General features: G+C 70.0%; 21 protein-coding genes. 7 read left to right on the top strand and 14 right to left on the bottom strand.

Annotated elements, in window-relative coordinates:
• Window positions 1-15: 15 nt before the first annotated feature.
• Both ACIA8X_RS12525 and ACIA8X_RS12520 read right to left on the bottom strand, forming a co-directional pair.
• Window positions 16-1,002 (bottom strand): FecCD family ABC transporter permease, encoded by a 987-nt coding sequence (locus tag ACIA8X_RS12525; protein ID WP_393448329.1) that lies wholly within the window; start codon window positions 1,000-1,002, stop codon window positions 16-18.
• Between the two features lie 47 nt (window positions 1,003-1,049).
• Entirely contained in the window at window positions 1,050-2,108 is a 1,059-nt protein-coding gene (locus tag ACIA8X_RS12520) for an ABC transporter substrate-binding protein (RefSeq protein ID WP_393448980.1), read from the bottom strand.
• A gap of 241 nt (window positions 2,109-2,349) precedes the next feature.
• On the opposite strand from ACIA8X_RS12520, the gene ACIA8X_RS12515 reads away from it, so the two are divergent.
• A complete protein-coding gene (locus ACIA8X_RS12515; RefSeq protein ID WP_393448331.1) occupies window positions 2,350-2,733 on the top strand; it encodes a VOC family protein in 384 nt (127 codons plus the stop codon).
• 12 nt (window positions 2,734-2,745) lie between these two features.
• On the opposite strand, the gene ACIA8X_RS12510 is transcribed toward ACIA8X_RS12515, so the two are convergent.
• The 6 genes from ACIA8X_RS12510 to ACIA8X_RS12485 all read right to left on the bottom strand — a co-directional run bounded on the left by ACIA8X_RS12510 (window position 2,746) and on the right by ACIA8X_RS12485 (window position 11,639).
• The gene (locus ACIA8X_RS12510; RefSeq protein ID WP_393448333.1) at window positions 2,746-3,516 is read right to left on the bottom strand and encodes a group II truncated hemoglobin; all 771 of its coding nucleotides are present in this window, start codon (window positions 3,514-3,516) and stop codon (window positions 2,746-2,748) included.
• A gap of 83 nt (window positions 3,517-3,599) precedes the next feature.
• Entirely contained in the window at window positions 3,600-6,911 is a 3,312-nt protein-coding gene (locus tag ACIA8X_RS12505; protein WP_399458273.1) for a S8 family serine peptidase, read from the bottom strand.
• A 196-nt stretch (window positions 6,912-7,107) separates the two neighbouring features.
• A complete protein-coding gene (locus tag ACIA8X_RS12500; protein WP_393448337.1) occupies window positions 7,108-7,791 on the bottom strand; it encodes an ABC transporter ATP-binding protein in 684 nt (227 codons plus the stop codon).
• A 346-nt stretch (window positions 7,792-8,137) separates the two neighbouring features.
• Complete coding sequence (locus tag ACIA8X_RS12495; RefSeq protein WP_393448339.1) at window positions 8,138-9,622, bottom strand: ABC transporter permease; 1,485 nt, start codon at window positions 9,620-9,622, stop codon at window positions 8,138-8,140.
• A 160-nt stretch (window positions 9,623-9,782) separates the two neighbouring features.
• Window positions 9,783-11,033 (bottom strand): Ig-like domain-containing protein, encoded by a 1,251-nt coding sequence (locus tag ACIA8X_RS12490; protein WP_393448341.1) that lies wholly within the window; start codon window positions 11,031-11,033, stop codon window positions 9,783-9,785.
• 225 nt (window positions 11,034-11,258) lie between these two features.
• Complete coding sequence (locus ACIA8X_RS12485) at window positions 11,259-11,639, bottom strand: hypothetical protein (RefSeq protein WP_393448343.1); 381 nt, start codon at window positions 11,637-11,639, stop codon at window positions 11,259-11,261.
• A 161-nt stretch (window positions 11,640-11,800) separates the two neighbouring features.
• Between ACIA8X_RS12485 and ACIA8X_RS12480 the strand changes: the two genes are divergently transcribed.
• Complete coding sequence (locus ACIA8X_RS12480; RefSeq protein ID WP_399458326.1) at window positions 11,801-12,097, top strand: hypothetical protein; 297 nt, start codon at window positions 11,801-11,803, stop codon at window positions 12,095-12,097.
• A gap of 42 nt (window positions 12,098-12,139) precedes the next feature.
• On the top strand, window positions 12,140-12,901 hold the full coding sequence (locus ACIA8X_RS12475) for a hypothetical protein (RefSeq protein ID WP_399458272.1): 762 nt from the start codon (window positions 12,140-12,142) through the stop codon (window positions 12,899-12,901).
• 94 nt (window positions 12,902-12,995) lie between these two features.
• Here ACIA8X_RS12475 and hutH read toward each other — a convergent pair whose 3' ends face one another.
• From hutH to ACIA8X_RS12460, 3 genes are all read right to left on the bottom strand, one after another.
• On the bottom strand, window positions 12,996-14,534 hold the full coding sequence (gene hutH, locus ACIA8X_RS12470; RefSeq protein ID WP_399458325.1) for a histidine ammonia-lyase: 1,539 nt from the start codon (window positions 14,532-14,534) through the stop codon (window positions 12,996-12,998).
• Window positions 14,535-14,771: 237 nt separating this feature from the next.
• A complete protein-coding gene (locus ACIA8X_RS12465) occupies window positions 14,772-15,920 on the bottom strand; it encodes a diguanylate cyclase domain-containing protein (RefSeq protein ID WP_393448347.1) in 1,149 nt (382 codons plus the stop codon).
• Window positions 15,921-16,051: 131 nt separating this feature from the next.
• Entirely contained in the window at window positions 16,052-16,852 is an 801-nt protein-coding gene (locus ACIA8X_RS12460) for an enoyl-CoA hydratase/isomerase family protein (protein ID WP_393448349.1), read from the bottom strand.
• 183 nt (window positions 16,853-17,035) lie between these two features.
• Between ACIA8X_RS12460 and ACIA8X_RS12455 the strand changes: the two genes are divergently transcribed.
• Complete coding sequence (locus ACIA8X_RS12455; RefSeq protein WP_399458271.1) at window positions 17,036-17,656, top strand: hypothetical protein; 621 nt, start codon at window positions 17,036-17,038, stop codon at window positions 17,654-17,656.
• A gap of 101 nt (window positions 17,657-17,757) precedes the next feature.
• Here ACIA8X_RS12455 and ACIA8X_RS12450 read toward each other — a convergent pair whose 3' ends face one another.
• Together ACIA8X_RS12450 and ACIA8X_RS12445 are read right to left on the bottom strand one after the other, a co-directional pair.
• Window positions 17,758-18,885: an adenylate/guanylate cyclase domain-containing protein gene (locus ACIA8X_RS12450; protein WP_393448353.1), complete on the bottom strand. Its 1,128-nt coding sequence runs from the start codon at window positions 18,883-18,885 to the stop codon at window positions 17,758-17,760.
• A 134-nt stretch (window positions 18,886-19,019) separates the two neighbouring features.
• Window positions 19,020-19,880 (bottom strand): biotin--[acetyl-CoA-carboxylase] ligase, encoded by an 861-nt coding sequence (locus ACIA8X_RS12445; RefSeq protein ID WP_399458270.1) that lies wholly within the window; start codon window positions 19,878-19,880, stop codon window positions 19,020-19,022.
• Window positions 19,881-19,990: 110 nt separating this feature from the next.
• Here ACIA8X_RS12445 and ACIA8X_RS12440 point away from each other — a divergent pair, with 110 nt between their 5' ends.
• Window positions 19,991-21,613 (top strand): acyl-CoA carboxylase subunit beta, encoded by a 1,623-nt coding sequence (locus ACIA8X_RS12440; protein WP_393448357.1) that lies wholly within the window; start codon window positions 19,991-19,993, stop codon window positions 21,611-21,613.
• Window positions 21,614-21,630: 17 nt separating this feature from the next.
• Window positions 21,631-21,840 carry an acyl-CoA carboxylase epsilon subunit gene (locus ACIA8X_RS12435; protein WP_393448359.1) on the top strand — a complete coding sequence of 70 codons (210 nt, stop codon included), beginning with the start codon at window positions 21,631-21,633 and terminating at the stop codon, window positions 21,838-21,840.
• Window position 21,841: 1 nt separating this feature from the next.
• Here ACIA8X_RS12435 and ACIA8X_RS12430 read toward each other — a convergent pair whose 3' ends face one another.
• The gene (locus ACIA8X_RS12430) at window positions 21,842-22,996 is read right to left on the bottom strand and encodes an SGNH/GDSL hydrolase family protein (protein ID WP_393448361.1); all 1,155 of its coding nucleotides are present in this window, start codon (window positions 22,994-22,996) and stop codon (window positions 21,842-21,844) included.
• A 131-nt stretch (window positions 22,997-23,127) separates the two neighbouring features.
• On the opposite strand from ACIA8X_RS12430, the gene mmpB reads away from it, so the two are divergent.
• A complete protein-coding gene (gene mmpB, locus ACIA8X_RS12425; RefSeq protein WP_093905041.1) occupies window positions 23,128-23,256 on the top strand; it encodes a morphogenic membrane protein MmpB in 129 nt (42 codons plus the stop codon).
• Window positions 23,257-23,302 lie beyond the last annotated feature (46 nt).

Below are 23,302 nucleotides of genomic sequence, written 5' to 3'. Positions count from 1 at the left end.
CAGCCGTACGCCCGCTCACGACACCGCACCTCTCCGCCGCACCAGCACGACCAGCACCGGCACCCCGACCAGCGCCGTCATCACCCCGGCAGGCACCTCGGCCGGAGCCCGCACCACCCGCCCCACGACATCGGCCGCCAGCAGCAGTGCGGCCCCGAGCAGCGCGGACAACGGCAGTACGGCCGCATACCCACCCCGCACCAAGCGCCGGGCAAGATGCGGCACCGCCAGCCCCACAAAGGCGACCGGCCCCGCGGCGGCGACCGCGGCGGCGGTCAGCAGGGTGGCCCCGAGCGCCGCGCACCCCCGGACGACCGCGACCCGGTGCCCCAGCGCGCGAGCCGTCTCGTCGCCCAGGGCCAGCGCGTCCAGCCCTCGCGCACAGGCCAGCACGAGCACCGCCCCGGCCGCCAGGAACGGCAGCATCCGTACGACCGTCCCGGCGTCCCGCCCGCTCAGTGCCCCCACCTGCCAGAACCGGAACTGGTCGAGCGTGGCGGAGCTGGAGGTGAGGACGACGGTGGTGCCGCCGGCCGTCATCGCCGACAGCGCGGTCCCGGCCAGCGCCAGCTTCACCGGCGACGCGCCGCCCCGTCCGCGCGCCGCGATCCCGTAGACCAGGCACGCGGCGACGACGGCACCGGCGAAGGCGTACCAGACGTGGCCGCCGAAGCCGTCCGCGAGCCCGAGGGCGATGGCGATGACGACTCCCGCCGCGGCCCCCTGGCTCAGCCCGAGGATGCCGGGATCGGCGAGCGGGTTGCGGGTGACGGCCTGCAGTGCCGCCCCGGCCATGCCGAGCGCGGCACCTGCGGCCAGCCCCACCTCGGTGCGCGGCAGCCGCAGCGACCGCACGACCAGGGCGTCCGGCGAACCGCCGCCTTGGAGCAGGGCGTCGAGCACGGCGGACGGCGGCACGGCACGGGTGCCGACGGCGAGGCTGAGGACGGCCGTGGCGGCCACCGCGAGGGCGGCCGCTGGAAAGGCCAGACGGGAACTCATCGCCTGCGTACGCGCGTTTGCCGTACGTGACGCCTGCCGTACGCGGCTCACTTGCCGATGTGCTCGGCGAGCTGCCGTATGACCAGACGCGCCGCCGTGGGACCGGCGTTGAGGTACCACGGGTCGTCGTCCACCTTGACCGCGTGCCCGGCCTCGAAGGCCTTCATCGACTTCCACAGCGGACCGGCCACGACGCTCGCCGCGTCCGTCTTCGCCGGGTCCCCCTGCACGGAGTAGAAGATCCAGTCGCCGTCGGCGGTGTCGACGCTCTCGGGGCCGATGTCCTCGGAAATGGCGTTGAACTGCTGCGACTTGGGCCGCTTCAGCCCCATGTCCACGGCGATGGACCCGGTGAAGGACGAGACCCCGAACATCCGGGTCCGGTCGGGCGTGAACCGCACCATGGAGACGGCGGGGTCGCCTTCGAGCTCCTGCCCCTTCTTCCCGGCGTCGGCAACGATGTCATCGAGCAGCTCCTGCGCCTGCTGCCCCTTGCCGACGGCCTCGCCGACGAGCAGCAGGTCGCGCTTCCAGTTGATGCCGTTGCCTGCGGTGATCACGGTGGGAGCGATCTTCGACAGCTTGGGGTAGAGCTCGCCGAGGGAGTCGTTGGCGAGGATCAGGTCGGGCTTGGCGGCGGCCAGCGACTCCAGGTTGGGCGCCTGCCGGGTGCCCGCGTCGGTCATCCCGTCGAGCCGTGCCTTGTCCTTGGGGAAGGCGTCGGCGAGGTAGTCCGGCACGAGCCCCGCGTTGTCGGCGCGGGTGGTGGCCGTGGGGACGACGCCGAGGGAGAGCAGGTCGTCGAGCTGGCCGGTGCTCAGGACGGCTATCTTCTCGGGCTCGGCCTTGAGGGTCGTACTGCCCTTGAAGTGCTTGACGGTGCGCGGGAAGTCGCCGTCCTTGTCGGTGTCGGCGCCCATGCCGTCGGCGAGGGCGCTGGGCGCGGCGGAGGGCCCTTCGCCACCGGCGGCGCCGATCACCTCACTGCGCGAGCCGTCCTCCTTCTCGGCACCGCTCCCCCCACCGTCCGCCGACGTCGAGCAGCCGACGAGCAGCCCTCCGACGACGGCCGTGGCCAGGACGGCCCTCGCTCCGACGGCCCTCATTCCGACTGCGCGCACGACGACTCCCACGATTCACGATCACTTGCTAGCAATTAGGCAAGGCTTACCTTAACCCGATCACTTCCATACGGAACGCTCGGCTCCGGAGGCTGCGCACCAGAGGCCGAGCACCGGAGGAGTACGGCCGCCCCCTCCCTACGGCCGATGTGCCGCGCCACGGCCCCGCCTAGCGTGAAACCAGGCCAGTCCGAACCGTGAACCGTGCCACGAGGAGGCAGCCCCGATGACCGTCCAGCTCAACCACACCATCGTCGCCGCGCACGACAAGAAGGCGTCGGCCAGGTTCCTCGCCGACATCCTGGGCCTGGAGGTGAGCCCGCAGTACGGCCCGTTCATACCGGTCGAGATCCCGGGCGGCGTGACCCTGGACTACCTGGACTCGCCCGACACCATCACGCCCCAGCACTACGCGTTCCTGGTGTCGGAGGACGACTTCGACACGATCTTCGGCCGAATCCGGGAGGCCGGTCTGACCTACTGGGCCGACCCGTACCACCGCCGCGCCGGCGAGATCAACCACAACGACGGCGGCCGCGGCACGTACTTCGACGACCCGAACGGCCACAACCTGGAGATCCTGACGAGGCCGTACGGGAGTGGGGACTGACCGGGGTGGACGTCAGCCCCGATACGGCGGTGCGGCCCCCCAGTTCCACTTCGGCACCGGCTGCTCCGCCGGCGCCACCGCGTCCGCCCCCGAGAAGTACACCGCCAGCCGCGTCCCCCACTCCACATACGCCAGGAACGCCGAGCGGAACTCCGCGTCCGTCGGCAGGCCCGCCTCGTCGGCCGCGTCCTGGATGAGGTTGACCCAGCGGCGGCGCTGGGGCTCGGTGATCCCCCGGCCCATGTGCTTGGCGACCATGTGGCCGTGGCCGCCCTGGGTCTCGGAGTAGGCGGGCGGGCCGCCGAAGACCTCGCCGAGCCAGAGCGCCACGTGTTCGGCGTGGGCCGGGTCGAGGTCGGCGAACAGGGGGGCCAGGAGGTCGTCCTTGAGGACCTTGTCGTAGAACGCCGAGGTCAGCCGGGCGAATGCCTCGGCGCCGCCCGCCCAGGCGTACAGCGTCGGCACCGAGGCGCCCGCGCCCCGTACCGTCGTCGGCTTGTAGTGGCGCATCTCCTGGATGTGCGGGATGTAAGGGCGGATCTCGGCGAGGAAGTCGGGGAACAGCTCCGACTCGCGGAAGCCCTCCATGTGGTCCTGGCTCGACGTCCAGGTGATGCGCAGGATGAAGTGCTCGAAGTCGTCCTCGCAGCGGGCGAGTTCGTAGTCCACGCAGTGCTCGGACGCGGCCAGCTGGGCCGCGGCGCGGGTGTAGGCAGCCAGGAACTCCGCCGACCTCTGCTCGGGAATGCGGTACCGGATGTATTCCACCGTGTGAGCCGTCATGGCCTCACGGAAACACGAACCGCCCGCCGGAAGCTGCACTTCCGGCGGGCGGTTCGCTGTCGGCTCAGCCGACTATCCGTGGCTCACTTGCCGTAGTACGCGTTGTAGATCGAGATCGTCGACTTGTTGCCCTTCTTGTCGGCGATCTTGGCGTGGAAGGAGATGGCCTTCCCCTTCGCCGGGTTCTTCACGGTGATCTTGCCGTTCTTGACGTCGAGCTTCTTCCAGGTCTGGCCGTAGTCGTACGACACGTACACGTGCAGCGACTTGAGGTTGCTGCCCGCGGCCGCACCCACGACGGTGACCGGGAACGTCTCCTTCTTGTCGGCCACGACCCGGCTGTCCAGGCCGGTCTTGGCGTTGAAGCGGACCGTGGAGGCCGGGAGCACGACCTGCTCGGCGGCCGACTTCTTGGAGCGGAAGGTCCAGCTCGCGTCGATCCGCGTGGAGGCGGCCGCGACCTTGACGCTCCGCTTGACCGAGGTCGTCAGCTTGTACTCGGCGTCCGCGGCCGGGACCGTGAACGGCTCACCGAACAGCGGGTCCTGGTTGGTGCCGATCTTGGTGCCGTTGCGGTACAGGTTCGTGGTCACCGCGGTGAAGTTCGACGAGCCGGCGTGCTTGTTGGCATCGGCGAACAGCGGCAGCGAGCCGTAGATCTCGTTGCCCTCGCGGAACACGCCGAAGTACTTGTTGAGGTGCGGGCCGAAGACCGCGGTGTTGAAGGTCTTCGCGTAGCTCTGCCCCGCCTTGAAGACCTGCGGGTCGCCCAGCGAGTAGTACGCGTCGCTGATCGGGACGCCGTCCGCGTCCTTGCCGGCGTACTGCTCGAAGTCGAAGGTCCACCGGATCTTGTCGGACGTCGACAGGTACACCGTCCGCGAACCGGGCAGCTTCTGCTCGACCGGTACGCCGATCGCGGCATCCTCGGGGAAGACCCCGATGGGCAGCAGGGAGCCGGTCTTGTTCGGGGCGGAGGCGCCGAGGCTGTGCTTCACCTTGGCGAGCTCGCCCGCCTTGAAGTGGCGGACCTTGTTGCCCTGGATCTTCTTGACCTTGGTGGTGGTGCCGACGTCGTACTCGGTGTCGGCGCCCTTGGTCCACTGGCCGCTCCAGGTCTGGGTCAGACCGCTCGCGATCTCCGGGCCCAGGTGCGCCATCCGCAGGTTGGCGAAGGAGTCGAGACTGACGCTGACGCCGGCGACCGCCTCGTCGTAGAAGTAGTTGATGGAGACGGACGTCGGCTTGGCAGCTGCGTCCGGGACGGTGATGTCGGCGCTCTTGGTGGTCCGGGCGTCGATCGTCACCGAGGTGTTCTTGGTGACGCTCAGCTTCGGCTGGACCAGCCAGTCGAGGCCGCCCTCCAGGTTCACCCAGTCCTTGGCGATCCAGGCGTCCAGCAGATACGTGCCCTTGGGCAGCCGCATCTTGGTGGTGCCGGACTCGGCGAGCGGGACCTGGTAGGCGCGGTCGGTCGCCAGGCCCGTGTAGCCGAACAGGGCGGTGTTGTACTCGGGGGCCGGCTTGCCGTCCTTGCCGATGTGCTTGACGGTGACGTCGTACGACTCCATCTCACGCTGCACCGCGGCGCCCGTACGGACGCTCTGCCCGCCGCCCGTCGCCGTCACATACGCGGAGTAGGCGCCGTCGAGCGTGCCGCCCAGCTTGGTGTCGGCGGTGAAGTCGACGGAGGCCTTGCCGCCCGCCGGGACGGTCACCTTCGTCGCGCCGAGCTTGAAGAAGCCCGCGGGAGCCGCCTGGCCCTTGGGGTCGGTGGCGGTCGCGGAGAGCGTGAGCGTGACGTCCTCGGTACCGAGGTTGCGGTACGTCAGCTCCTTGGTGACCGGCGTGTCGTCGGTGTGCGGCCAGGCCTGGGTGCCGAAGCTCACCGACACCGGGTCGGCGATCACGGTCTGCTTGATGGCCTTGTCGACCTGGATACGGCCCGAACCCTGCTGGAACGGCGTGTACTTGCCGCCCTTCGTGGAACCGGTCAGCGCGCCCTTGAGCTCGGCGTACGTCCAGTCCGGGTGCTGCTGCTTGAGGATCGCCGCCGCGCCCGCGACATGCGGGGTCGCCATGGACGTACCGGAAATCGTCAGGTAGCCGGCCGGATTCTCGCCGACTTCCTGCTCGATGAGGCTGCCCTTGGCGGACGCGGCCGTGATGTCCACGCCCGGCGCGGTGACGTCCGGCTTGATGGCGCCGTCGCCGAGGCGCGGGCCGGTGCTGGAGAACGGGGCGAGGACGTCCTTGTCGTCGACGGCGCCGACGGTGAGCGCGGCCTCCGCGCTGCCCGGCGAACCGACCGACTCCGGGCCGGAGTTGCCCGCCGCGATCGCGAACAGGATCCCCTTCTCGGCGGACAGCTTGTTGACCGCCGCCTCCAGCGGATCGATCTCCGGGGTGTCGCCGCCGCCCAGGCTCATGTTGACGACCTGGGCGCCCTGCTCGGCGGCCCACTCCATGCCGGCGAGGATGCCGGAGTCGTCGCCGAAGCCCTGGTCGTCGAGGACCTTGCCGTTGAGGATGTCGGCGCCGGGCGCCACGCCCTTGAGCTTGCCCCCCGACTTGGCGCCGGTGCCCGCCGCGATGGACGCGACGTGCGTACCGTGGCCGACCTTGTCCTCGGCGGTGGCGGCCGGCGTGAAGTTCTTGGCCCCGATCACCTGGTCCTTGAGGTCCGGGTGGGTCGCGTCGACGCCGGTGTCCAGGACGGCGATCTTGACGCCCTTGCCGTCGTAGCCGGCCTCCCACGCCTTGGGGGCGCCGATCTGCGGCACGGACTTGTCGAGGCTGGCCTTGCGGACGCCGTCGAGCCAGACGTGCGCGATGCCGGAGGTCGCCCTGTCGCCGTTGGTGAGCGCGTCCCACAGCTCGGGGGTGTCCTGATGCGGCGTCTGCACCGCATCGGCATTCAGGGACTTCAGGGTCCGGCGCAGCTTGCCCGCGTCCCGGACGTCCGCCTTGGCGCCGGCTGCGGCACCCTGGTAGCCGACGATGACCTTCAGGCCCTTGGCCTGGGAGGCGCGGGTCTCGGACTTGGCCAGCTCGGTGATGTCGAACAGCCGCTGGTCGAGCTTGCCGGTGGCGACCAGGCGGGCCGCGTCGGCCGGGATGACGAGCGTGCGCCCGTCGACCTTGCGTATCTGTACGGGTACGTGCTCGCGCCCCTTGGTCCGCTCCAGGCCGACCACGCGGCCCTTGGAGTCGACGGAGACCCGGTCACCCGTGATCAGGGTGATGCGGTGGGGGGACGTGAACGAGGCGGCGGCGCCCGGTGCGCGCTGCTCCTCCGGTTCGGCCGACGCGGGGCTGGTCATTCCCGCGGCGAGGGCGACGGCGGCCGCTGTGGCGACCGAGGCCGTGCCTATTCTTTTGACATTTCTGCGCAAGTTTCCCCCTTGCAGAAGGTCCGGGCGAATTTCCCCGTTCACCCGGCCGAGGGAGATCCCGTATGCATGCGCGTCACCCCCCGGAATACGCAGTATGCCGAGGGGTGATCAGACTCCTCAATAGATGAGAAGAAGATGAGAAGCGCGCGTGGAGACTGTTACGCGACGGCGTGAACTCCGTTACAGAGTCGCCGGGTTACGCCCCCGCGTTCTCCTTGACACTGATCCGGCCCTTGCGGATGGTCGCCACCCGCGGGGCCTTCTTCGCGATCGCCGAGTCGTGGGTGACCATGATGAAGGTCAACCCGAGTTCCTTCCACATGCGTTCGAGTACGTCCATGATCTCGTCGCGCATCGACTCGTCGAGGTTGCCGGTGGGTTCGTCGGCGAGCAGCACCTTGGGCTGCTTGACGAGTGCCCTGGCTATGGCGACCCGCTGCTGCTGCCCGCCGGACATCTCGCTCGGCAGATGCCCGAGCCGCTCCCCCAGCCCGACCGACTTCAGCGCCTCGGCGGCTCGTTCGCGCCGCTCCTTCGACTTGACGCCGAGGGGGACGAGGGCGGTCTCCACGTTCTCCTGTGCGGTGAGGGTGGGGATGAGGTTGAAGGACTGGAACACGAACCCGATGTTCTCGCTGCGGACCTTTGTGAGCCGGGCCTCGGACAGCTTGGCCAAGTCGATGCCGTCCAGCACGACTTCACCTGCGGTGGGCCGGTCGAGGCCGCCGAGCATCTGCAGCAGCGTGGACTTGCCGCCGCCGGTGGGGCCCTGGATGACGAGACGGTCCCCGTCGGCGATGGTGAGATCGACTCCGTCGAGGGCGTCGACGGTTTCCTTGCCTCGGGTGTAGCGCTTGGTGACGCTTCTGAGTTCGTACATGGTGGATTGCTCCTGGGTGGGTGGGTTCGGTTCGGGGTGGTGCGGATCGTTTTTGGGTGCGGGTGGGTGGGGGCTGGTCGCGCAGTTCCCCGCGCCCCTGGGGTGGGCGCAGTCCCGCCGGCTGCCAACGGACCGCTCCTCGCCGCGGAGCACGGCGTCCGCCGCCGCGTGCCTAACTGCGCGCGGTCGCGGCCTGGGTCGCTGCGACCTGGGCAGCCGCGAGCAGCCTCAGCCCGCGTAGCTGCGGGCAGTCGTGCCGCTTGGGCGGCACCCGTCCCAAAGAGAGCGGCACCCCGCCAGCGCGGGTGAGCGACACCCACCCCTCCCCAGCCGCAGCCGACGTCAGCTACTCGACGCGGCGTAGTGCATCCGCCGGGCGGAGCCGTGACGCACGCCAGCCGCCGAAAGCGCCGGCGATCAGCCCACCCGTCACGGCCAGGCCAACCGCGAGCGCAACCGTCGTCAGGCTCACCGGCGCCGTCAGCGCGACGTCCAGCGTCGTGGACGCCGTCTGCCGTCCAGGACCGCCGCCACCGAAGCCACCGCCGCCGGGGCCACCGCCCATGCCACCGCCACCCGTACCGCCACCCAACTGCGCCTGCAGCGTCGGGCTGATCGCCGTCACCGCGTACGCACCCGCGAGCCCGATCGCGATCCCCAGCGCCCCGCCGAGCAGCCCGTTGACGACCGCCTCACCGACCACCTGCCGGGTCACCCGCCCCGACTTCCACCCCAGCGCCTTCAGCGTGCCGAACTCCCGCACTCGCCGCGACACCGCCGAGGACGTCAGCAGCCCGGCCACCAGGAACGCCGCCACCAGCACCGCGATGGACAGCCACTTGCCGACACTGGTCGCCAACGACGACGCCGTGGACAGCGAGCCCGACACCGTGTCAGCGAGGTCCGCGGAGGTCGTCACCGTCGTACCGGAGATGTTCTTCTGGATGGCCGACTTGACGGAGTCGATCTGCTGGGAGTCGGACGCCTTGACATAGATCGTGGTGACCTTGTCCTTCGCGTCGGCGAGCGTCTGCGCCTGCTTCAGCGGGATGTAGAGGTTGGCCGCCGCGTCCCCGCTGTCGGGCGTGGCGATGCCGATCACCTTGAACTTGGTGCCCTTGACGGTGACGGTCGAGCCGACCTTGAGCTTCTTCTCCTTGGCGTAGGAGGTGTCGGCGACGACGACCTCGGCGTTCGTCTCCGTCGACTTGAACGTACGGCCGCTGGTGATCTTCGACGAGGTCAGCGGGCCGAGCGCCGACTTGGTGACGTCGGTGCCGTAGACGGAGTAGTTGTTGACGTCGAAGTCGGCGCCGCCCCCGCGCACTTCGCCCTGCGGCTGCCCGCTGCCGCCACTGCCCTGCTGCCCGGGACCACCGCCCTGCTGGCCCCCGCTGCTCTGGTCCTGCTGGAACTCACCCCGCGTGAACTCCCCGCTGACCTTGATGACCTGGAGGCTCAGCCCGCCCACGGCGTCGGAGACCCCGCTCTGCGAGCCGACCTTGGTCACGGTCGAGCCCGCCAGCGTCTGGAAGCCCTGGACCATGACGCGGTCGGTGGACTGCTCCTCGTCGGAGTCGCCGTCCTGCGCGTCGAACTGGAACCGCGGCCGCTCGGAGCTGTCCGAGGTCGGCTCGGCGGCCTTGGTGACGGTCATGTCCGTGCCCAGGCCGTACAGGGACTGCAGGACCTTGTCCTGGGCCTTGCTCATGCCGGAGGACACGGAGTTGACCACGATGACCAGCGCGATACCCAGCGCGAGTCCGGAGGCGACGACGAGGGCCGCCTTTCTGCGGCGGCGCAGCTCGCGCCTCAGGTAGGTGAAGAACATGCGCCGCAAGCTAGGCACGGTGCGTGATGAAGGGATAAGGCCGAAATAAGAGATGCATGAGAAGGCTGAGACAACCCCAGGAAACACCGATGCCGCCCCTGAGGGCGGCATCGGTCAGCTGTGAGGCAGCTGTGGGACTTCTACGCGCGGCAGCGGTACGTCAGACGGCCGAACCGGCCTTCCACTGCGCCCAGTCCAGGTTCCAGCCGTTGAGGCCGTTGTCCGGCGAGATCGTCTTGTCGCCGGTGTTCTGGACGACCACGACGTCACCGACGATCGAGCTGTTGTAGAACCAGTAGCCCGCGGTGCCCTTGTCGTTGGCGCCCTTGGTGTCGGACAGGCCCACGCAGCCGTGGCTGGTGTTCACGCTGCCGAAGATGGACTTGGCACCCCAGTAGTTGCCGTGGATGAAGGTGCCGGAGGTGGACAGGCGGATGGCGTGCGGCACGTCCTTGATGTCGTACTCGCCCTTGCCGTCGTCGTCCGTGAAGCCCACGGTCGCGCCGTTCATGCGCGTCTCCTTGAACTTCTCGGACATCACCATGATGCCCTGGTAGGTCTTGTTGTCGGGCGAACCGGCGGAGATCGGGATGGTCTTGACGGTCTTGCCGTCCTGCGTGACCTTCATCTGCTTGGTCTTCGCGTCGACGTAGGAGATCTGGTTGCGGCCGATCTTGAAGGTGACCGTCTTCTCCTGGACGCCGTAGACACCGTCGGAGCCCTCGACCCCGTCCAGGGCCATCTTCAGGGTGACGGTGGCGCCCTCCTGCCAGTAGTCCTCGGGCCGGCAGTCCATGCGGGTGTCGTTGAACCAGTGGCAGACGACTTCCTGGCCGCTGGTGGTGGAGACGGTGACGCCCTTCTGGACGGCCGCCTTGTTGCTGATCGCCTTGTCGAAGTTGATCGAGACGGGCATGCCGACGCCGACCGTGGAGCCGTCCTCCGGCGTGAAGTAGCCGAGGAAGCTGTTGTTCGGGGAGACGGTGGTGAAGGAGGCGTTCTCGTGGGCCTCCAGGCCCTTGGAGTCCTTCGCGCTCACCGCGATCTTGTAGGTCGTGGAGCGCTCCAGCTGGGCGCTGGGCTTCCAGCTCGTCTTGTCGGCGGATATCTCGCCCTCGACCGCCGCGCCCTCGGCCGTCGTCATCGTCACCTCGGTGAGCGTGCCCTTGCTCACGGTGACGGCGGCGGACTTGTTGATGGAGGCGTTGTCGGTGCCGTCCCCTGGCGTGATCTTGATCTGCGCGGCGGAGGTCTTCTTGGCCGCCGCCTCGTCGACCTTGGACTGCGAGCTGTCGCCGCCGTCACTGCCGGAGGCGTTGTCGTCGCCGCCGGAACAGGCCGAGAGCACCAGGACACCGCCGAGCAGTGCGGACGCGACCGCGAGGCCCTTGCGCCGCTTACTGTTCGTCATCACACGCTTCTCCATAGTTCCCGAATCCCAAAAACCCCGAGAGTCCCCGTCAAGAATCTTCAACGCTACGACCGGTTCGTCCCGTTCCACATACCGCGTATGTGTGGGGCACACCACGTCACATTCGCCGTGACGGATGGTGCGGGTGTCGGCCAGTGCGCACCATGAGACGACGAAACCCCGGGCGGCGGTTGCCGCCCGGGGTCACGATTTCCCCAAGACGCCTCAGCCGACCCTGTTTGCAGTGTTCGCCGTGTTCGCTGCGTTTGCCGCTTCGTCGTCGAAGTCCTCGTCGACATCATCGTCGTCGAAGTCCCACTCGGGCGAATCCGGATGGTGCCCGATGCGCTCGCTTGACCAGGAGGCCTGCGCGAGCTCGATCCCCGGTACCCCACTGACCAGGTCGAACGGATCTACAAGGTAGGCGAGGGCCTCCGCGGTGTCTTCCGTCACACTGCCCTCGGCGTGGACCCGTTCGTCGGCCGGCATGGTGCTGTCGTCGGCGATGCGGCGCAGCGCGGCCTTGGTCAGGGCGTCCTCGTCGTCCACTTCCAGGACGACTTCCACGCGAAGCCGCACAAACCGTGATGATTCTGGATTGCTCATGCCCGGAGAGTACGGCTCACTGCGGCTCTTTTCCCCCGTGACTTTCCCGTGACCCGCGACTTTCACTAACATCGCCCCACACGGCCAATTCGCCAGCACCACAAGGGGATCGATATTCCGTGTCCGCCGCTCACCGATCGTCGTCCACCGCACGCCGATCGCTGCTGACCGCCACCGCCGCGGGAGCCCTGCTGGGCGCTCTGTGGTTCGTGCCCTCCGCGAACGCGACGGGCGACGAGCCGGCGAGAACGGAGCCTTCGGCGACCCCCACGACGCAGACCACCCAGCAGGCGCGGGCCACGTCCGAGGGCGCGGGCGACACGACCGCCGCCGGCACCCGGCTCGCGGACACCGGAAGCTTCGACACCACGCCGTACATCGTCGGCGGGACCGTCTCTCTGGCACTGGGCGCGGGCTTCGTGGCCTACTCGGTACGCCGGGAACGTCTCGGGTTTTGAAATCACTTGACGCTCTCTTCACCTGGGCTTCATAGTCCGCGCATGAAGAGATCATCGGGCGTGCGTTCGGCCGCCACGGTTGCTGTGAGCGTGCTGTCGTTCGCCCTTGTCACGGGTTGCGGCGGGGACTCCGGCGGTTCTGACGCGAAGGCGCTCAGCTCCGCGGAGTTGAAGAAGGCGATCATCGTCGAGGGCGATGTCGAGGGACACAAGGTCTCGGCGGTCGAGGCCAAGCAACTTCCGTCCGCCAAGAGCGAGATCAGCGGGGACGAGCAGTGCAAGCCGCTCGTGTACGTCATCGGAGGCCTCGCCCCGGGCGAGGCGGCCACCGAGACGAGGACGGTGGCCACGGAGGAGAAGAAGCCCACGGACGCCGCCTCCAAGTCCCTTGACGAGCTGTCCGAGGGAGACGTCGAGGACGCGCTCAACGAGTCGATGAGCGTCGACGTCACCGTGGTGGGGCTCTCGTCCTACGACGGCGACGGCGCCGAGAAGGCGTTCAAGTCCGTCTCCGACGCGGTCGAGAAGTGCGGGGGCGGCTTCACCGCCGGGCAGAAGAAGGACGAGGGCAAGTTCACCAAGGTCGCCGCCGAGAAGGGCGCGGGCGCCGGCGACGAGTCGGTGGCGTTCGCCCTGACCTCGGACATGGAGGACGGTGACAGCGGCCAGGCACACGCCGAGGTCGTCCGCCACGGCAACACCGTCGCCACGTACTACACGATGAACCTCGGCGCGTTGATGACCGGCAAGGACTACACGGTCCCGGCCGCGGTGGTCGACGCCCAGGGCGCCAAGCTGAAGTAGCGAACGCAGGGGCCCTGTCAGCCGTACGCCGCACAAGGCTCGTACGGCGGACAGGGCCCCCTTCCATTTCCACGCCACTGACGCGGCCCGGATGTCACTGAAGCGGCCCGGTGACCTTCTCCGTCGCCGCGACCAACTCCCCGGCGCGCACGAACGCGTCCGCCGCGGCGAGGTCGGGTGCCAGGAACCTGTCGGGCCCGGCGCCCCGGACTCCGGCGGACCGTACGGCGTCGATGACCGCCCGCGAGGCCGGTGCCGGGGCGAGACCGTCCCGCAGTTCGATGGCGCGGGTGGCGGCGTACAGCTCGACGGCGAGCACACGAGTGAGGTTGTCGACGGCGGTACGCAGCTTCCGCGCGGCCGACCAGCCCATGGAGACGTGGTCCTCCTGCATGGCGGAGGAGGGAATCGAGTCGGCGGACGCGGGCACGGCCAGCCGCTTCAACTCGCTGACCAGGGCGGCCTGGGTGTACTGGGCGATCATCAACCCGGAGTCGACCCCCGCGTCGTCGGCCAGGAACGGCGGCAGCCCGTGGCTGCGGTTCTTGTCGAGCAGCCGGTCGGTGCGGCGCTCGGCGATGGAGGCCAGGTCGGCGACGGCGATGGCGAGGAAGTCCAGGACGTAGGCGACGGGCGCCCCATGGAAGTTGCCGTTGGACTCGACGCGCCCGTCGGGCAGCACGACCGGGTTGTCGACGGCGGAGGCCAGCTCCCGCACCGCGACGAGCCGTGCGTGCGCCATGGTGTCCCGCCCGGCCCCGGCGACCTGGGGAGCACACCGCACCGAGTAGGCGTCCTGGACGCGGGGCGCGTCGTCCTGGTGATGCCCGGTCAGCTCCGAACCCTTCAGCACGGCCAGCATGTTGGCGGCGGAGGCGCCCTGCCCCGGGTGCGGCCGGATGGCGTGCAGCTCGGGCGCGAGGACCTTGTCCGTCCCGAGCAGGGCCTCCAGGCTGAGGGCGGCGGTGACGTCGGCGGACTTGTACAGGGTGTCCAGATCGGCGAGGGCCATGATCAGCATGCCGAGCATGCCGTCGGTGCCGTTGAGGAGGGCGAGCCCCTCCTTCTCCCTCAGCTCGACGGCCGCGATCCCGTGTGCGGCAAGCAGCTCACCGGCGGGCCGCACGACCCCGTCCGGCCCCTCGGCGTCGCCTTCCCCCATGAGCGTGAGAGCGCAATGGGAAAGCGGAGCGAGATCACCGGAACACCCGAGGGACCCGTACTCATGAACGACGGGCGTGATGCCGGCGTTGAGAACATCGGCCATGGTCTGCGCGACCTCGGGCCGTACGCCCGTGTGCCCCGAGCAGACGGTCTTCAGCCGCAGGAACATCAGGGCCCGTACGACCTCCCGCTCCACGCGCGGCCCCATCCCCGCGGCGTGCGAACGGACGATGTTGCGCTGCAACTGGGCGCGCAGCTCCTGGCTGATGTGCCGTGTCGCCAGGGCACCGAACCCGGTGGAGACGCCGTAGACGGGCTCCGGCTTGGCCGCCAGCGCATCCACGATCCCGCGAGCCGCGGCAAGAGCGGCCACCGCCTCACCCGACAACTCGACCCGAGCCCCGCCCCGCGCCACGGCAAGAACGTCGGACGCGGTGACGCCGTACGTCCCCACCACCACAGTGTGCATATCCATATTCAGGAGCGTACGCAGTGAAGACGAAGATGTCACTAGTGGGTGGGGGGTACACCCCTTACAACACAGAGTGGCCAGGACATCTCAACGCCGGCCCGGGCATTCCAGCCCGTCCGGCGTTTGAGGACGAGGCCCTTCGGGCCGAAAGCGGGGGTCTGGGGGCGGCAGCCCCCAGGGACGGGACGGGTAGGGGCGGCGGGGGCGAGAAACTCCAGGCACCCACCGGCAGGATCACGGCACCCGCCCCCGGAACCGCCGCCGCTCCACAACCCCCTCCCCGGACGGCTCCGCGTCAGCGAGCCGCACCACCGGATCGTCCGGCCCCTCCCGCCCCGCGACAACGGCCCGCTCCGCCCGCACGGCCTTCGCCTGGTACTGCGCCGCATCGGCAAGCCGGAACAACCGCCGAGCGGACCGAACCTCCCCGATCGCATCCTCGGTCGACGCCACCCCACACGCGACCCCCTCCCCGAGCTCCAACTCCCCGGCCCGACGGCACAGTTCATCCGCGGCCTTCACCACATCGTCGGCAGGCGACCCGACAGCGAGCAGACAGAACTCGTCCCCTCCGAGCCGCGCGGCCAGCGCCCCGGGCAACATCGCCCCGCACAACGACAACACCGACCCGAACCGCTCCAACAACCGGTCCCCCACGGCATGCCCCCGCGTGTCATTGACCCGCTTGAGCCCGTTGAGGTCACACACGACGAGACTGACGACGACGCCCTGCCGCCGGTGCCGCTCGATGGCCTCCTCCAACCGCACATCGACCGCCCGCCGATTGGCCAGCCCCGTGAGCGCGTCGGTGAACGCCAACCGCCGCGCCTCCTCCAGCCGCTCACTCTGCGCGATCCCGGCGGCCACGACGGACGCCAGCACGGTGGCGAAGTCGGCGTCACCCCGGTCGAAGACCGGCGAACCGGCGGAGCGAGCGACATACAGCTCCCCCCAGGCCCGCCCGTTCAGCACGATCGGCGCGACGACACAGCACCCCCGCCCACGGCGCCGTAGCGCGGCGACCCGCTGATGGCAGTACCCGGGGTGACCGGCGGCGGGACCCTCGGCCGTCTCCACCCAGGCGTTGGGCTCACCGCCGGAGGCCCACCGCTCGTGCAGAAACTCGGTGATCTCCGGGAACTGATGCACCGGATAGGCCTCGTCGCCGGGAAACTCCTCTTCCCCCTGCGCCCGGTCCCCCACGTTCACGAGCACCCGCAACCGCCCGAGGTCGCGCTCCCACACCGACAGCGCGGCAAAGCTCCCGGCCAGCGCCCGACACGCCCCGAGCGCCGCCGCCCGCCAGGACTCACGCGGGGTGTGCGCCGCAGCCATCCCCTGCGCCAGCGCCACCACGGCCGCGAGCCGTCTGTCCTCACCCATCACTCCAGGCTAGGAGGTTTGGGACAAACTGGGACATCGATACGGCACTGGAGTGACGGACAGGCGGGCAGCAGACAGCACGCCAAGCCAGAAGCGGCACACACACCCCAGCCGCCCCACCCTCTACTCCCCTACTCCCCCGGCCACTCCGGCGTCCGCTTCTCGTTGAACGCCGCCACCCCCTCCGCCCGGTCCCCCGAGAACGCCACCGCCCGCCACGCCGCGTCCTCGACCTCCAGCCCGGCCCGCAGATCCAGCCCGTGCCCCAACCGCAGCGCCCGCTTGGCCGCCCGCAACCCCACGGGTGAGTTCGCCGCGATCCGAGCACCCAGGGCCAGGGCCTCCTCCCTGTCCCGCCCCGGCTCCACCAGCTCGTCCACCAGGCCCAGCTCCCGAGCCTCGACCGCCTCGACCCGCCGCGCCGTGAAGATCAGCTCCGCCGCCCGCGCGGCCCCCACCCGCCGGGGCAGCAACTGCGTACCTCCACCACCCGGAAGCACCCCGACCGACACCTCGGGCAGCCCCACCACAGCCGTACGGTCGGCCACGATCACATCGCAGGCCAACGCCAGCTCGAAGCCACCCCCCAGCGCGAAGCCGTGCACCGCCGCGATCGCCGGCACCGGCAACTCCAGCACCCCGGTGTACGCCCCCCGCGCCACCGGCCGCTGCCGCACCAGCTCCGCGTCGCTGAAGGAGTTCCGCTCCTTCAGATCCGCCCCGACACAGAACGCCCGCTCATGCGTCGAGGTCAGCACCACCACCCGTACCCCGCTGTCCGCACCCAGCGCCGCACACGCCCCCGCGATCGAACGAGCCATCTCCGTGGAAACGGCGTTCATGGCCTTGGGCCGGTCCAGGACGAGCTCCGCGACATGCCCGTCGCCGGGCCGCCGCACCAGCACGAACTCCCCGTACCGCTCCTCGCTCATGACACCCTCCGGTTAACGCGGGTTAACAACACTCGCCCCGATCATCGCAGCCGGACCCCGCCAGGGAAAGGGACACCCCGTTCGAGTGACATCCCGCCCAACTCCCATCGCACCGCCGACCCCAGCGCATAGCGTGCGCGAACCACGGCGCATTGGGGGCGCGAGCGCATGGGGAGGGTCGCGATGGGTGGTACGGCGAAAGGCTCACCGGCGGAAGAGACGGCACGGGAAGCCGAGGCACCAAGGACACCGTCGGCACTCTTCGGCCCCCGAGGCCGCCACCGCCGCCCTCGCCCCCGCAAGGTCCTCCTGGCCGCGGGCGGCCTCGCCCTGGCGGCCGGCGCCCTGAGCCTCGTACGCCCGACCCCGGACTCCAACATCACCGGCCTCGGCACCACGGAAACCGACCCCACCCCGGACCTGGCCATCGGCACGGACACAGACACGGACACGGACGGCTCGACCAACGCCGCCGCCACACTCCCGACCCCAAGCCCGTCGGCAACCTCAGCCATGGGCGGCCTGGGCGCGACCCCGGCAACGGGCACGATCGTCGTACCGACAAGGAACGCGACCAGTACGCAGCTACCGGCCCTCGGCACCACAACGGCCGACGCCCCGGTGCACACCCCCACACCCCGCCCACCGACGACGACCACCCACGCACCCGAACCGCCCCCGACTCCGGCACCCGGCCAGACATCGACGAACCCCCCGGCCCCCCAGCCGACTCAGCCCGACGACAGCACCGTCTGCGTTCCGGTCATCGGCCTGTGTGTGGACTCACTGCCCACCGATCACTGACAAGTCGGCCTGCACTGCAACGCCGCCAAAGGGGCGCGGGGAACTGCGCGACCAGCCACAACGAACCCGCAGCCGACACACCACGGCCAGCTCAACGGCGCCTAGTCCCCCGTCGACGCCCTCCGCGTCAAAAGCCAAGGCTCCACAACGCCAAGCCCCCGCACCGGCCGCTGCCACATCGGCTGCAACGCAAACCGATAAACCGGCGGCTCCTCCCCCTCCTTCTCCGCCGCCGCAGCCGCTTCCGCCGCCTCCGCCTCCGACACCGGCGCTTCACCCGTTCGGACGAGCTCCTGCGCGAACGCGCTGTCGACGAGCACGGCATCCCGCGGAGCTATCGACGTCAGCCGGGAGGCAAGGTTCACGGTCGTACCGAAGACATCGCCCATCCGGGTGGTCACCGTGCCGAACGCGATGCCGACCCGCAGCTCGGGCATCGTCTCGTCGCCCGCCATCGTCTCGATGAGCCGCAGCGCGATCTCCGCGGCGATCCCGGCATCGTCGGCCGCGTACAGCACCTCGTCGCCGAGCGTCTTGACCAGTCGTCCACCGCGCGCGGCGACCAGGTCGGCCGCGGTGGTCTCGAAGGCCTCGACGAGTTCGCCGAGTTCCTCCTCCTCCATCCGACGGGTCAGCCGTGTGAAGCCGACCAGGTCGGCGAAGCCCACGGCGAGGCGCCGGTCGACCATCTCCTCGTCGTCGGCAGCCTGGATGACCCGGCCGGCCGAGGCGGCGAGCTGACGCCGCCAGACGTAGACGAGGAACTCCTCCAGCTCGGGCAGGAGCAGTTCGATGATCGGGTACGTGACCTCGGTGCGGGTCATGCCCGGCTCCGGGGGCTCGGTCAGGCCCTCCAGGAAGGAGTCGATCTGCCACTCGGCCAGCCGGGCGGTGGTCTGCCCCGTCGACCGCGCCACCTGCACGGCCATGGCTTCGCTCAGCAGCCCCGCCTCGACGAGACCGGCGAGGCGCCTGAGCGCCAGCACGTCGGCCTCGGTCAGCGCCTTGGCCTGCCCGATGTCGGCGAAGCCCATGGCCCGCCAGAAGCGGGACGCCAGTTCCATGGAGACGCCCGCGCTGCGAGCGGCCTGAAACGGGGTGTAGCGCCGCTCGGCACCGAGGATGAGCTGTTCCAGACGCAGGGCGAGCGGATCCTCGCCGGGATCGGCGGCGTGGGGGTCCACCCGGCCGTCCGCGCCCGTGCCGGAGCCCGAATCGTCGACGGTCACGCCTGCTGCCCTTCCGATCTGCCGCGGTCAGTATTCGACCGGCCTTCACTGTACGGCAGGTGTGGGCCACCTCACTCCGTAAGAGAAGGCCGACGGTGGTGTACCGGCCCTGGTGAGGGGCCGGGTCGGCGCCCTCACGCCAACCGCAGGTGCACGATGTCTCCCGCCCCCACGGGCTCCTGCACCCCGTCCCCCGTGGCCAGCACCAGCCGCCCGTCCCCGTCGATCGCGACGGCCTCCCCCGTGATCTCCCGCTCGCCCGGCAACTCGGCCCGCACGACTCTCCCCAACGTCGCGCACCCCGCCGCGTACGTCTCCTGCAGTCCGCTCACCACCGGGTCCCCCACCGCGGCCCGCCAACGCCCGTACCACTCCTCCAGTGACCGCAGCACGGCCCGCAGCAGCGGATCCCGGTCCGTGCTCACGGCCCCGGCGAGCAGCAGCGAGCCCGCCTGGGGCACGGGCAGCTCGTCCGCACGCAGGGTGACGTTGATGCCGACCCCGATGACCACCCCGGCGTTCCCGGCCCGTTCCGCGAGGATCCCGCCGGCCTTGCGTTCCTCGCCGCCGACGGTCACCAGCAGGTCGTTGGGCCACTTGAGTGCCGTATCGACGCCCGCCGACCGCGACAGCCCCGTCGCCACGGCGACCCCCGTGAGCAGCGGCAGCCACCCCCACCGGGCCACCGGCACCTCGGCGGGGTTCAGCAGCACCGAGAAGAACAGGCCCGAGCGGGCCGGCGCCGTCCACTGCCGGTCCAGGCGCCCCTTGCCGGCCGTCTGCTCCTCGGCGACCAGGACCGAGCCCTCGCCCGCCTTGCCGCCGGTCGCCAGGTCCACCAGGTCGGTGTTGGTGGAGCCGGTGCTCCGCACCACCTCCACGTCGCGCCACAGCCCGCCGTCCCGCACGAGCCCGCGCCGCAGGGCGGCGGCGTTCAGCGGCGGACGGTCCAGATCGGACCAACGGCTGTCGTCTGATGCATCTCGCGGCGTCATGCAAGCCACCCTAGGTGTGTGAAACGCCGCACTGCTGTTTCGTAGGCCCCCCACTACTCTACGGATGAGTAACCGTCCCCCCTTTTGAGCAGGCAGGGAGCGCCATCCCGATGTCCGAGCCGGAAGAGCGTCACGAGATCCAAGAGTCCTCAGGGATCGACATCCACACCACCGCGGGCAAGCTCGCGGATCTCCAGCGCCGTATCGAGGAAGCGACGCACGCCGGCTCCGCACGCGCCGTCGAAAAGCAGCACGCCAAGGGCAAGTTGACGGCCCGTGAGCGCATCGAGCTGCTCCTCGACGAGGGTTCCTTCGTCGAGCTCGACGAGTTCGCCCGGCACCGCTCCACCAACTTCGGCCTGGAGAAGAACCGCCCGTACGGCGACGGTGTCGTCACCGGGTACGGCACGGTCGACGGCCGCCCCGTCGCCGTCTTCTCCCAGGACTTCACCGTCTTCGGCGGCGCGCTGGGTGAGGTCTACGGCCAGAAGATCGTCAAGGTGATGGACTTCGCGCTGAAGACCGGCTGCCCGGTCATCGGCATCAACGACTCCGGCGGCGCCCGCATCCAGGAGGGCGTGGCCTCGCTGGGCGCGTACGGCGAGATCTTCCGCCGCAACACCCATGCGTCCGGGGTCATCCCGCAGATCTCGCTCGTCGTCGGCCCCTGTGCGGGCGGCGCGGTCTACTCCCCGGCGATCACCGACTTCACGGTCATGGTCGACCAGACCTCGCACATGTTCATCACCGGCCCGGACGTCATCAAGACCGTCACCGGCGAGGACGTCGGCTTCGAGGAGCTGGGCGGCGCCCGCACCCACAACTCGGCCTCCGGCGTGGCGCATCACATGGCCGGGGACGAGAAGGACGCCATCGAGTACGTCAAGCAGCTGCTGTCGTACCTGCCGTCCAACAACCTCTCCGAGCCCCCGGCGTTCCCGGAGGAGGCGGACCTCGCCGTCACCGACGAGGACCGCGAGCTGGACACGATCGTGCCGGACAGCGCGAACCAGCCGTACGACATGCACGCGGTGATCGAACACATCCTGGACGACGCCGAGTTCTTCGAGACGCAGCCGCTGTTCGCGCCGAACATCGTCACCGGCTTCGGTCGGGTCGAAGGCCGTCCCGTCGGCATCGTCGCCAACCAGCCGATGCAGTTCGCCGGCTGTCTCGACATCCAGGCCAGCGAGAAGGCCGCGCGTTTCGTGCGCACCTGCGACGCGTTCAACGTCCCGGTCATCACCTTCGTCGACGTGCCCGGCTTCCTCCCGGGCGTCGACCAGGAGCACGACGGCATCATCCGCCGCGGCGCCAAGCTGATCTACGCCTACGCGGAAGCCACCGTCCCCCTCATCACGATCATCACGCGCAAGGCCTTCGGCGGCGCCTACGACGTCATGGGCTCCAAGCACCTCGGCGCCGACCTCAACCTGGCCTGGCCCACCGCCCAGATCGCCGTGATGGGCGCCCAGGGCGCGGTCAACATCCTGCACCGGCGCACCATCGCCGAGGCCGAGGCGAACGGCGAGGACCTGGAGGCGGTGCGCGCCCGGCTGATCCAGGAGTACGAGGACACCCTCCTCAACCCCTACATCGCGGCCGAGCGCGGCTACATCGACTCGGTGATCATGCCGTCCGACACCCGCCGCCATGTCGTACGGGGCCTGCGTCAGCTGCGCACCAAGCGGGAATCACTGCCTCCGAAGAAGCACGGCAACATCCCCCTCTAGGCCTGCCGGGAGCATCCATGAACATCAAGGTCCTACGGGGCAACCCGACACCGGAGGAGCTGGCCGCCGCACTGGCGGTGGTCCGCGCCCGCGCCGCGGCGGCGGCAGTCCCGCCGCCCGGCGCACCCAGGCCGCGGGACGGGTGGTCGGACCCGTCCCGCATCGCGGCACACAGGCTGCCTCAACCGGGCCCGGCGACCTGGGCCCGCACCTACTGGCCGAGCTAGTTCAGAGGATCGTCGACACGGCTTCGGCCATCACCTCGTACCCGGCGTCGTTCGGGTGCAGGTGATCGCCGAAGTCGTACGACGGGTGCAGTCGGTCGGGGTCCGCGGGATCGGCCAGCGCCCGGTGCAGGTCCACGACCGCGTCGTACTCCCCCGAGCAACGGATCCACTCGTTCAGCTCGTGACTCACCTTGGCCGCGTGCTCACCCCAGTGGTCCGAGCCCGCGAACGGCAGCAGCGTCGCACCGATCACCCTCAGCCCCGCCGCCCTGCCCTGCCGTATCAACTCCCGGTGCCCGGCGATGAGTTCCTCCGCCTCCACCACCGGCGCCGGCTTGTAGGTCGGCTGCTCGTCCGTCTCGCTGAAGCCGATGTCGTTGAGGCCGAGCAGGACGACGAGCGTGTCCACCCCGGCCCGGTCGAGGACGTCCCGGCGCAACCGCCCAAGGCCCCGCTCGCCGTACCACGCGGAGTCGTTGAGCAGCAGGTTCCCGCCGATCCCCGCGTTGAGGACGGGCCGCCCCGTGCGCCGGGCGAGCGCGTCCGACCAGCGCCGGTTGGCGCCAGGTGTCGAGCCGAACCCGTCCGTGATCGAGTCGCCGAAGAGGGCGACGGCGTCCGCGCGGCCGGCGTCGACCTCCACGGCCGACAGGAAGTACCAGGACTCGGTGGCGGCATCGAAGCCCTCGCCGCCCGTGTCCGCCGACCGGTCGCCCTCGCCCCGGTAGCCGGCCGTGAAGGCCTGCGCGTGGAAGGTCGCGGGGCCGGTCGCGGCATCGAAGTACAGGGTCACGGTCACCGACTCGCCGGCGGCGACGGCGAGCGGGACGTCATCGCTGACCAACTCCCCGCGCGCCGTCGTGCCGGAGGCGCGCCATGGATGCAGCGCGGCGTCCCCGACACCCCCGAAGGTGAGCCGCACGAGCGACCCCGGCTCCACCTCGGCCCCGGCGGCCGTACGCCCCACACTCGCCCCCGCGACCCGCACGGGCGAGGTGCCGTAGGCATGGGAGAGCCGCACCCGCAGCCGGCCGCCCCCCGCCGACAGCCGTACGACCTGCCGCAGTGACTGCCGCCAGAAGCCCTCGCGGGACCAGTTGGGGGTGAAGCCCTCGCTGGGCGGCTGCGGTGACGCGATCCAGGAAGCGGTGAACATGACGCACCCTCCAGACATCCATCAAACGGGACTTGAGTCCCTTTAGTTAATGGAACGCTAGCACCGTTTGGAGGAAAGTTGAGTACGCGTACTCAGGCGCCGCCCCGGACCCCCGACCGACGATGGAGGGCATGCTGTGGTCCGACCCGGAGAACGAGCCGCCCAAGGAACTGCGCGACATGCAGGAGATGTTGCGGCGGCTGGGCGTTCTCATGGCGCTGGCCATGGTGCTCACGATGATCGTGCTCGGACTGTGGTGAGTCCGGCCGCGATGAGTCCGGCCGGGACCGCCGATACGCTGACCGC

It is taken from the genome of Streptomyces sp. NPDC051738 (genome assembly GCF_044453205.1).
Lineage (GTDB): Bacteria > Actinomycetota > Actinomycetes > Streptomycetales > Streptomycetaceae > Streptomyces.
This window is presented reverse-complemented; position numbering and strand designations above follow the sequence as displayed.

What these genes read in the sequence shown, in the direction of transcription:
- ACIA8X_RS12525 (WP_393448329.1), bottom strand. Translation starts at nt 1,002, where the DNA reads ATGAGTTCCCGTCTGGCCTTTCCAGCGGCCGCCCTCGCGGTGGCCGCC.
- ACIA8X_RS12520 (WP_393448980.1), bottom strand. Translation starts at nt 2,108, where the DNA reads ATGAGGGCCGTCGGAGCGAGGGCCGTCCTGGCCACGGCCGTCGTCGGA.
- ACIA8X_RS12515 (WP_393448331.1), top strand. Translation starts at nt 2,350, where the DNA reads ATGACCGTCCAGCTCAACCACACCATCGTCGCCGCGCACGACAAGAAG.
- ACIA8X_RS12510 (WP_393448333.1), bottom strand. Translation starts at nt 3,516, where the DNA reads ATGACGGCTCACACGGTGGAATACATCCGGTACCGCATTCCCGAGCAG.
- ACIA8X_RS12500 (WP_393448337.1), bottom strand. Translation starts at nt 7,791, where the DNA reads ATGTACGAACTCAGAAGCGTCACCAAGCGCTACACCCGAGGCAAGGAA.
- ACIA8X_RS12495 (WP_393448339.1), bottom strand. Translation starts at nt 9,622, where the DNA reads ATGTTCTTCACCTACCTGAGGCGCGAGCTGCGCCGCCGCAGAAAGGCG.
- ACIA8X_RS12490 (WP_393448341.1), bottom strand. Translation starts at nt 11,033, where the DNA reads ATGACGAACAGTAAGCGGCGCAAGGGCCTCGCGGTCGCGTCCGCACTG.
- ACIA8X_RS12485 (WP_393448343.1), bottom strand. Translation starts at nt 11,639, where the DNA reads ATGAGCAATCCAGAATCATCACGGTTTGTGCGGCTTCGCGTGGAAGTC.
- ACIA8X_RS12475 (WP_399458272.1), top strand. Translation starts at nt 12,140, where the DNA reads ATGAAGAGATCATCGGGCGTGCGTTCGGCCGCCACGGTTGCTGTGAGC.
- hutH (WP_399458325.1), bottom strand. Translation starts at nt 14,534, where the DNA reads ATGCACACTGTGGTGGTGGGGACGTACGGCGTCACCGCGTCCGACGTT.
- ACIA8X_RS12465 (WP_393448347.1), bottom strand. Translation starts at nt 15,920, where the DNA reads ATGGGTGAGGACAGACGGCTCGCGGCCGTGGTGGCGCTGGCGCAGGGG.
- ACIA8X_RS12460 (WP_393448349.1), bottom strand. Translation starts at nt 16,852, where the DNA reads ATGAGCGAGGAGCGGTACGGGGAGTTCGTGCTGGTGCGGCGGCCCGGC.
- ACIA8X_RS12455 (WP_399458271.1), top strand. Translation starts at nt 17,036, where the DNA reads ATGGGTGGTACGGCGAAAGGCTCACCGGCGGAAGAGACGGCACGGGAA.
- ACIA8X_RS12445 (WP_399458270.1), bottom strand. Translation starts at nt 19,880, where the DNA reads ATGACGCCGCGAGATGCATCAGACGACAGCCGTTGGTCCGATCTGGAC.
- ACIA8X_RS12440 (WP_393448357.1), top strand. Translation starts at nt 19,991, where the DNA reads ATGTCCGAGCCGGAAGAGCGTCACGAGATCCAAGAGTCCTCAGGGATC.
- ACIA8X_RS12435 (WP_393448359.1), top strand. Translation starts at nt 21,631, where the DNA reads ATGAACATCAAGGTCCTACGGGGCAACCCGACACCGGAGGAGCTGGCC.
- ACIA8X_RS12430 (WP_393448361.1), bottom strand. Translation starts at nt 22,996, where the DNA reads ATGTTCACCGCTTCCTGGATCGCGTCACCGCAGCCGCCCAGCGAGGGC.
- mmpB (WP_093905041.1), top strand. Translation starts at nt 23,128, where the DNA reads ATGCTGTGGTCCGACCCGGAGAACGAGCCGCCCAAGGAACTGCGCGAC.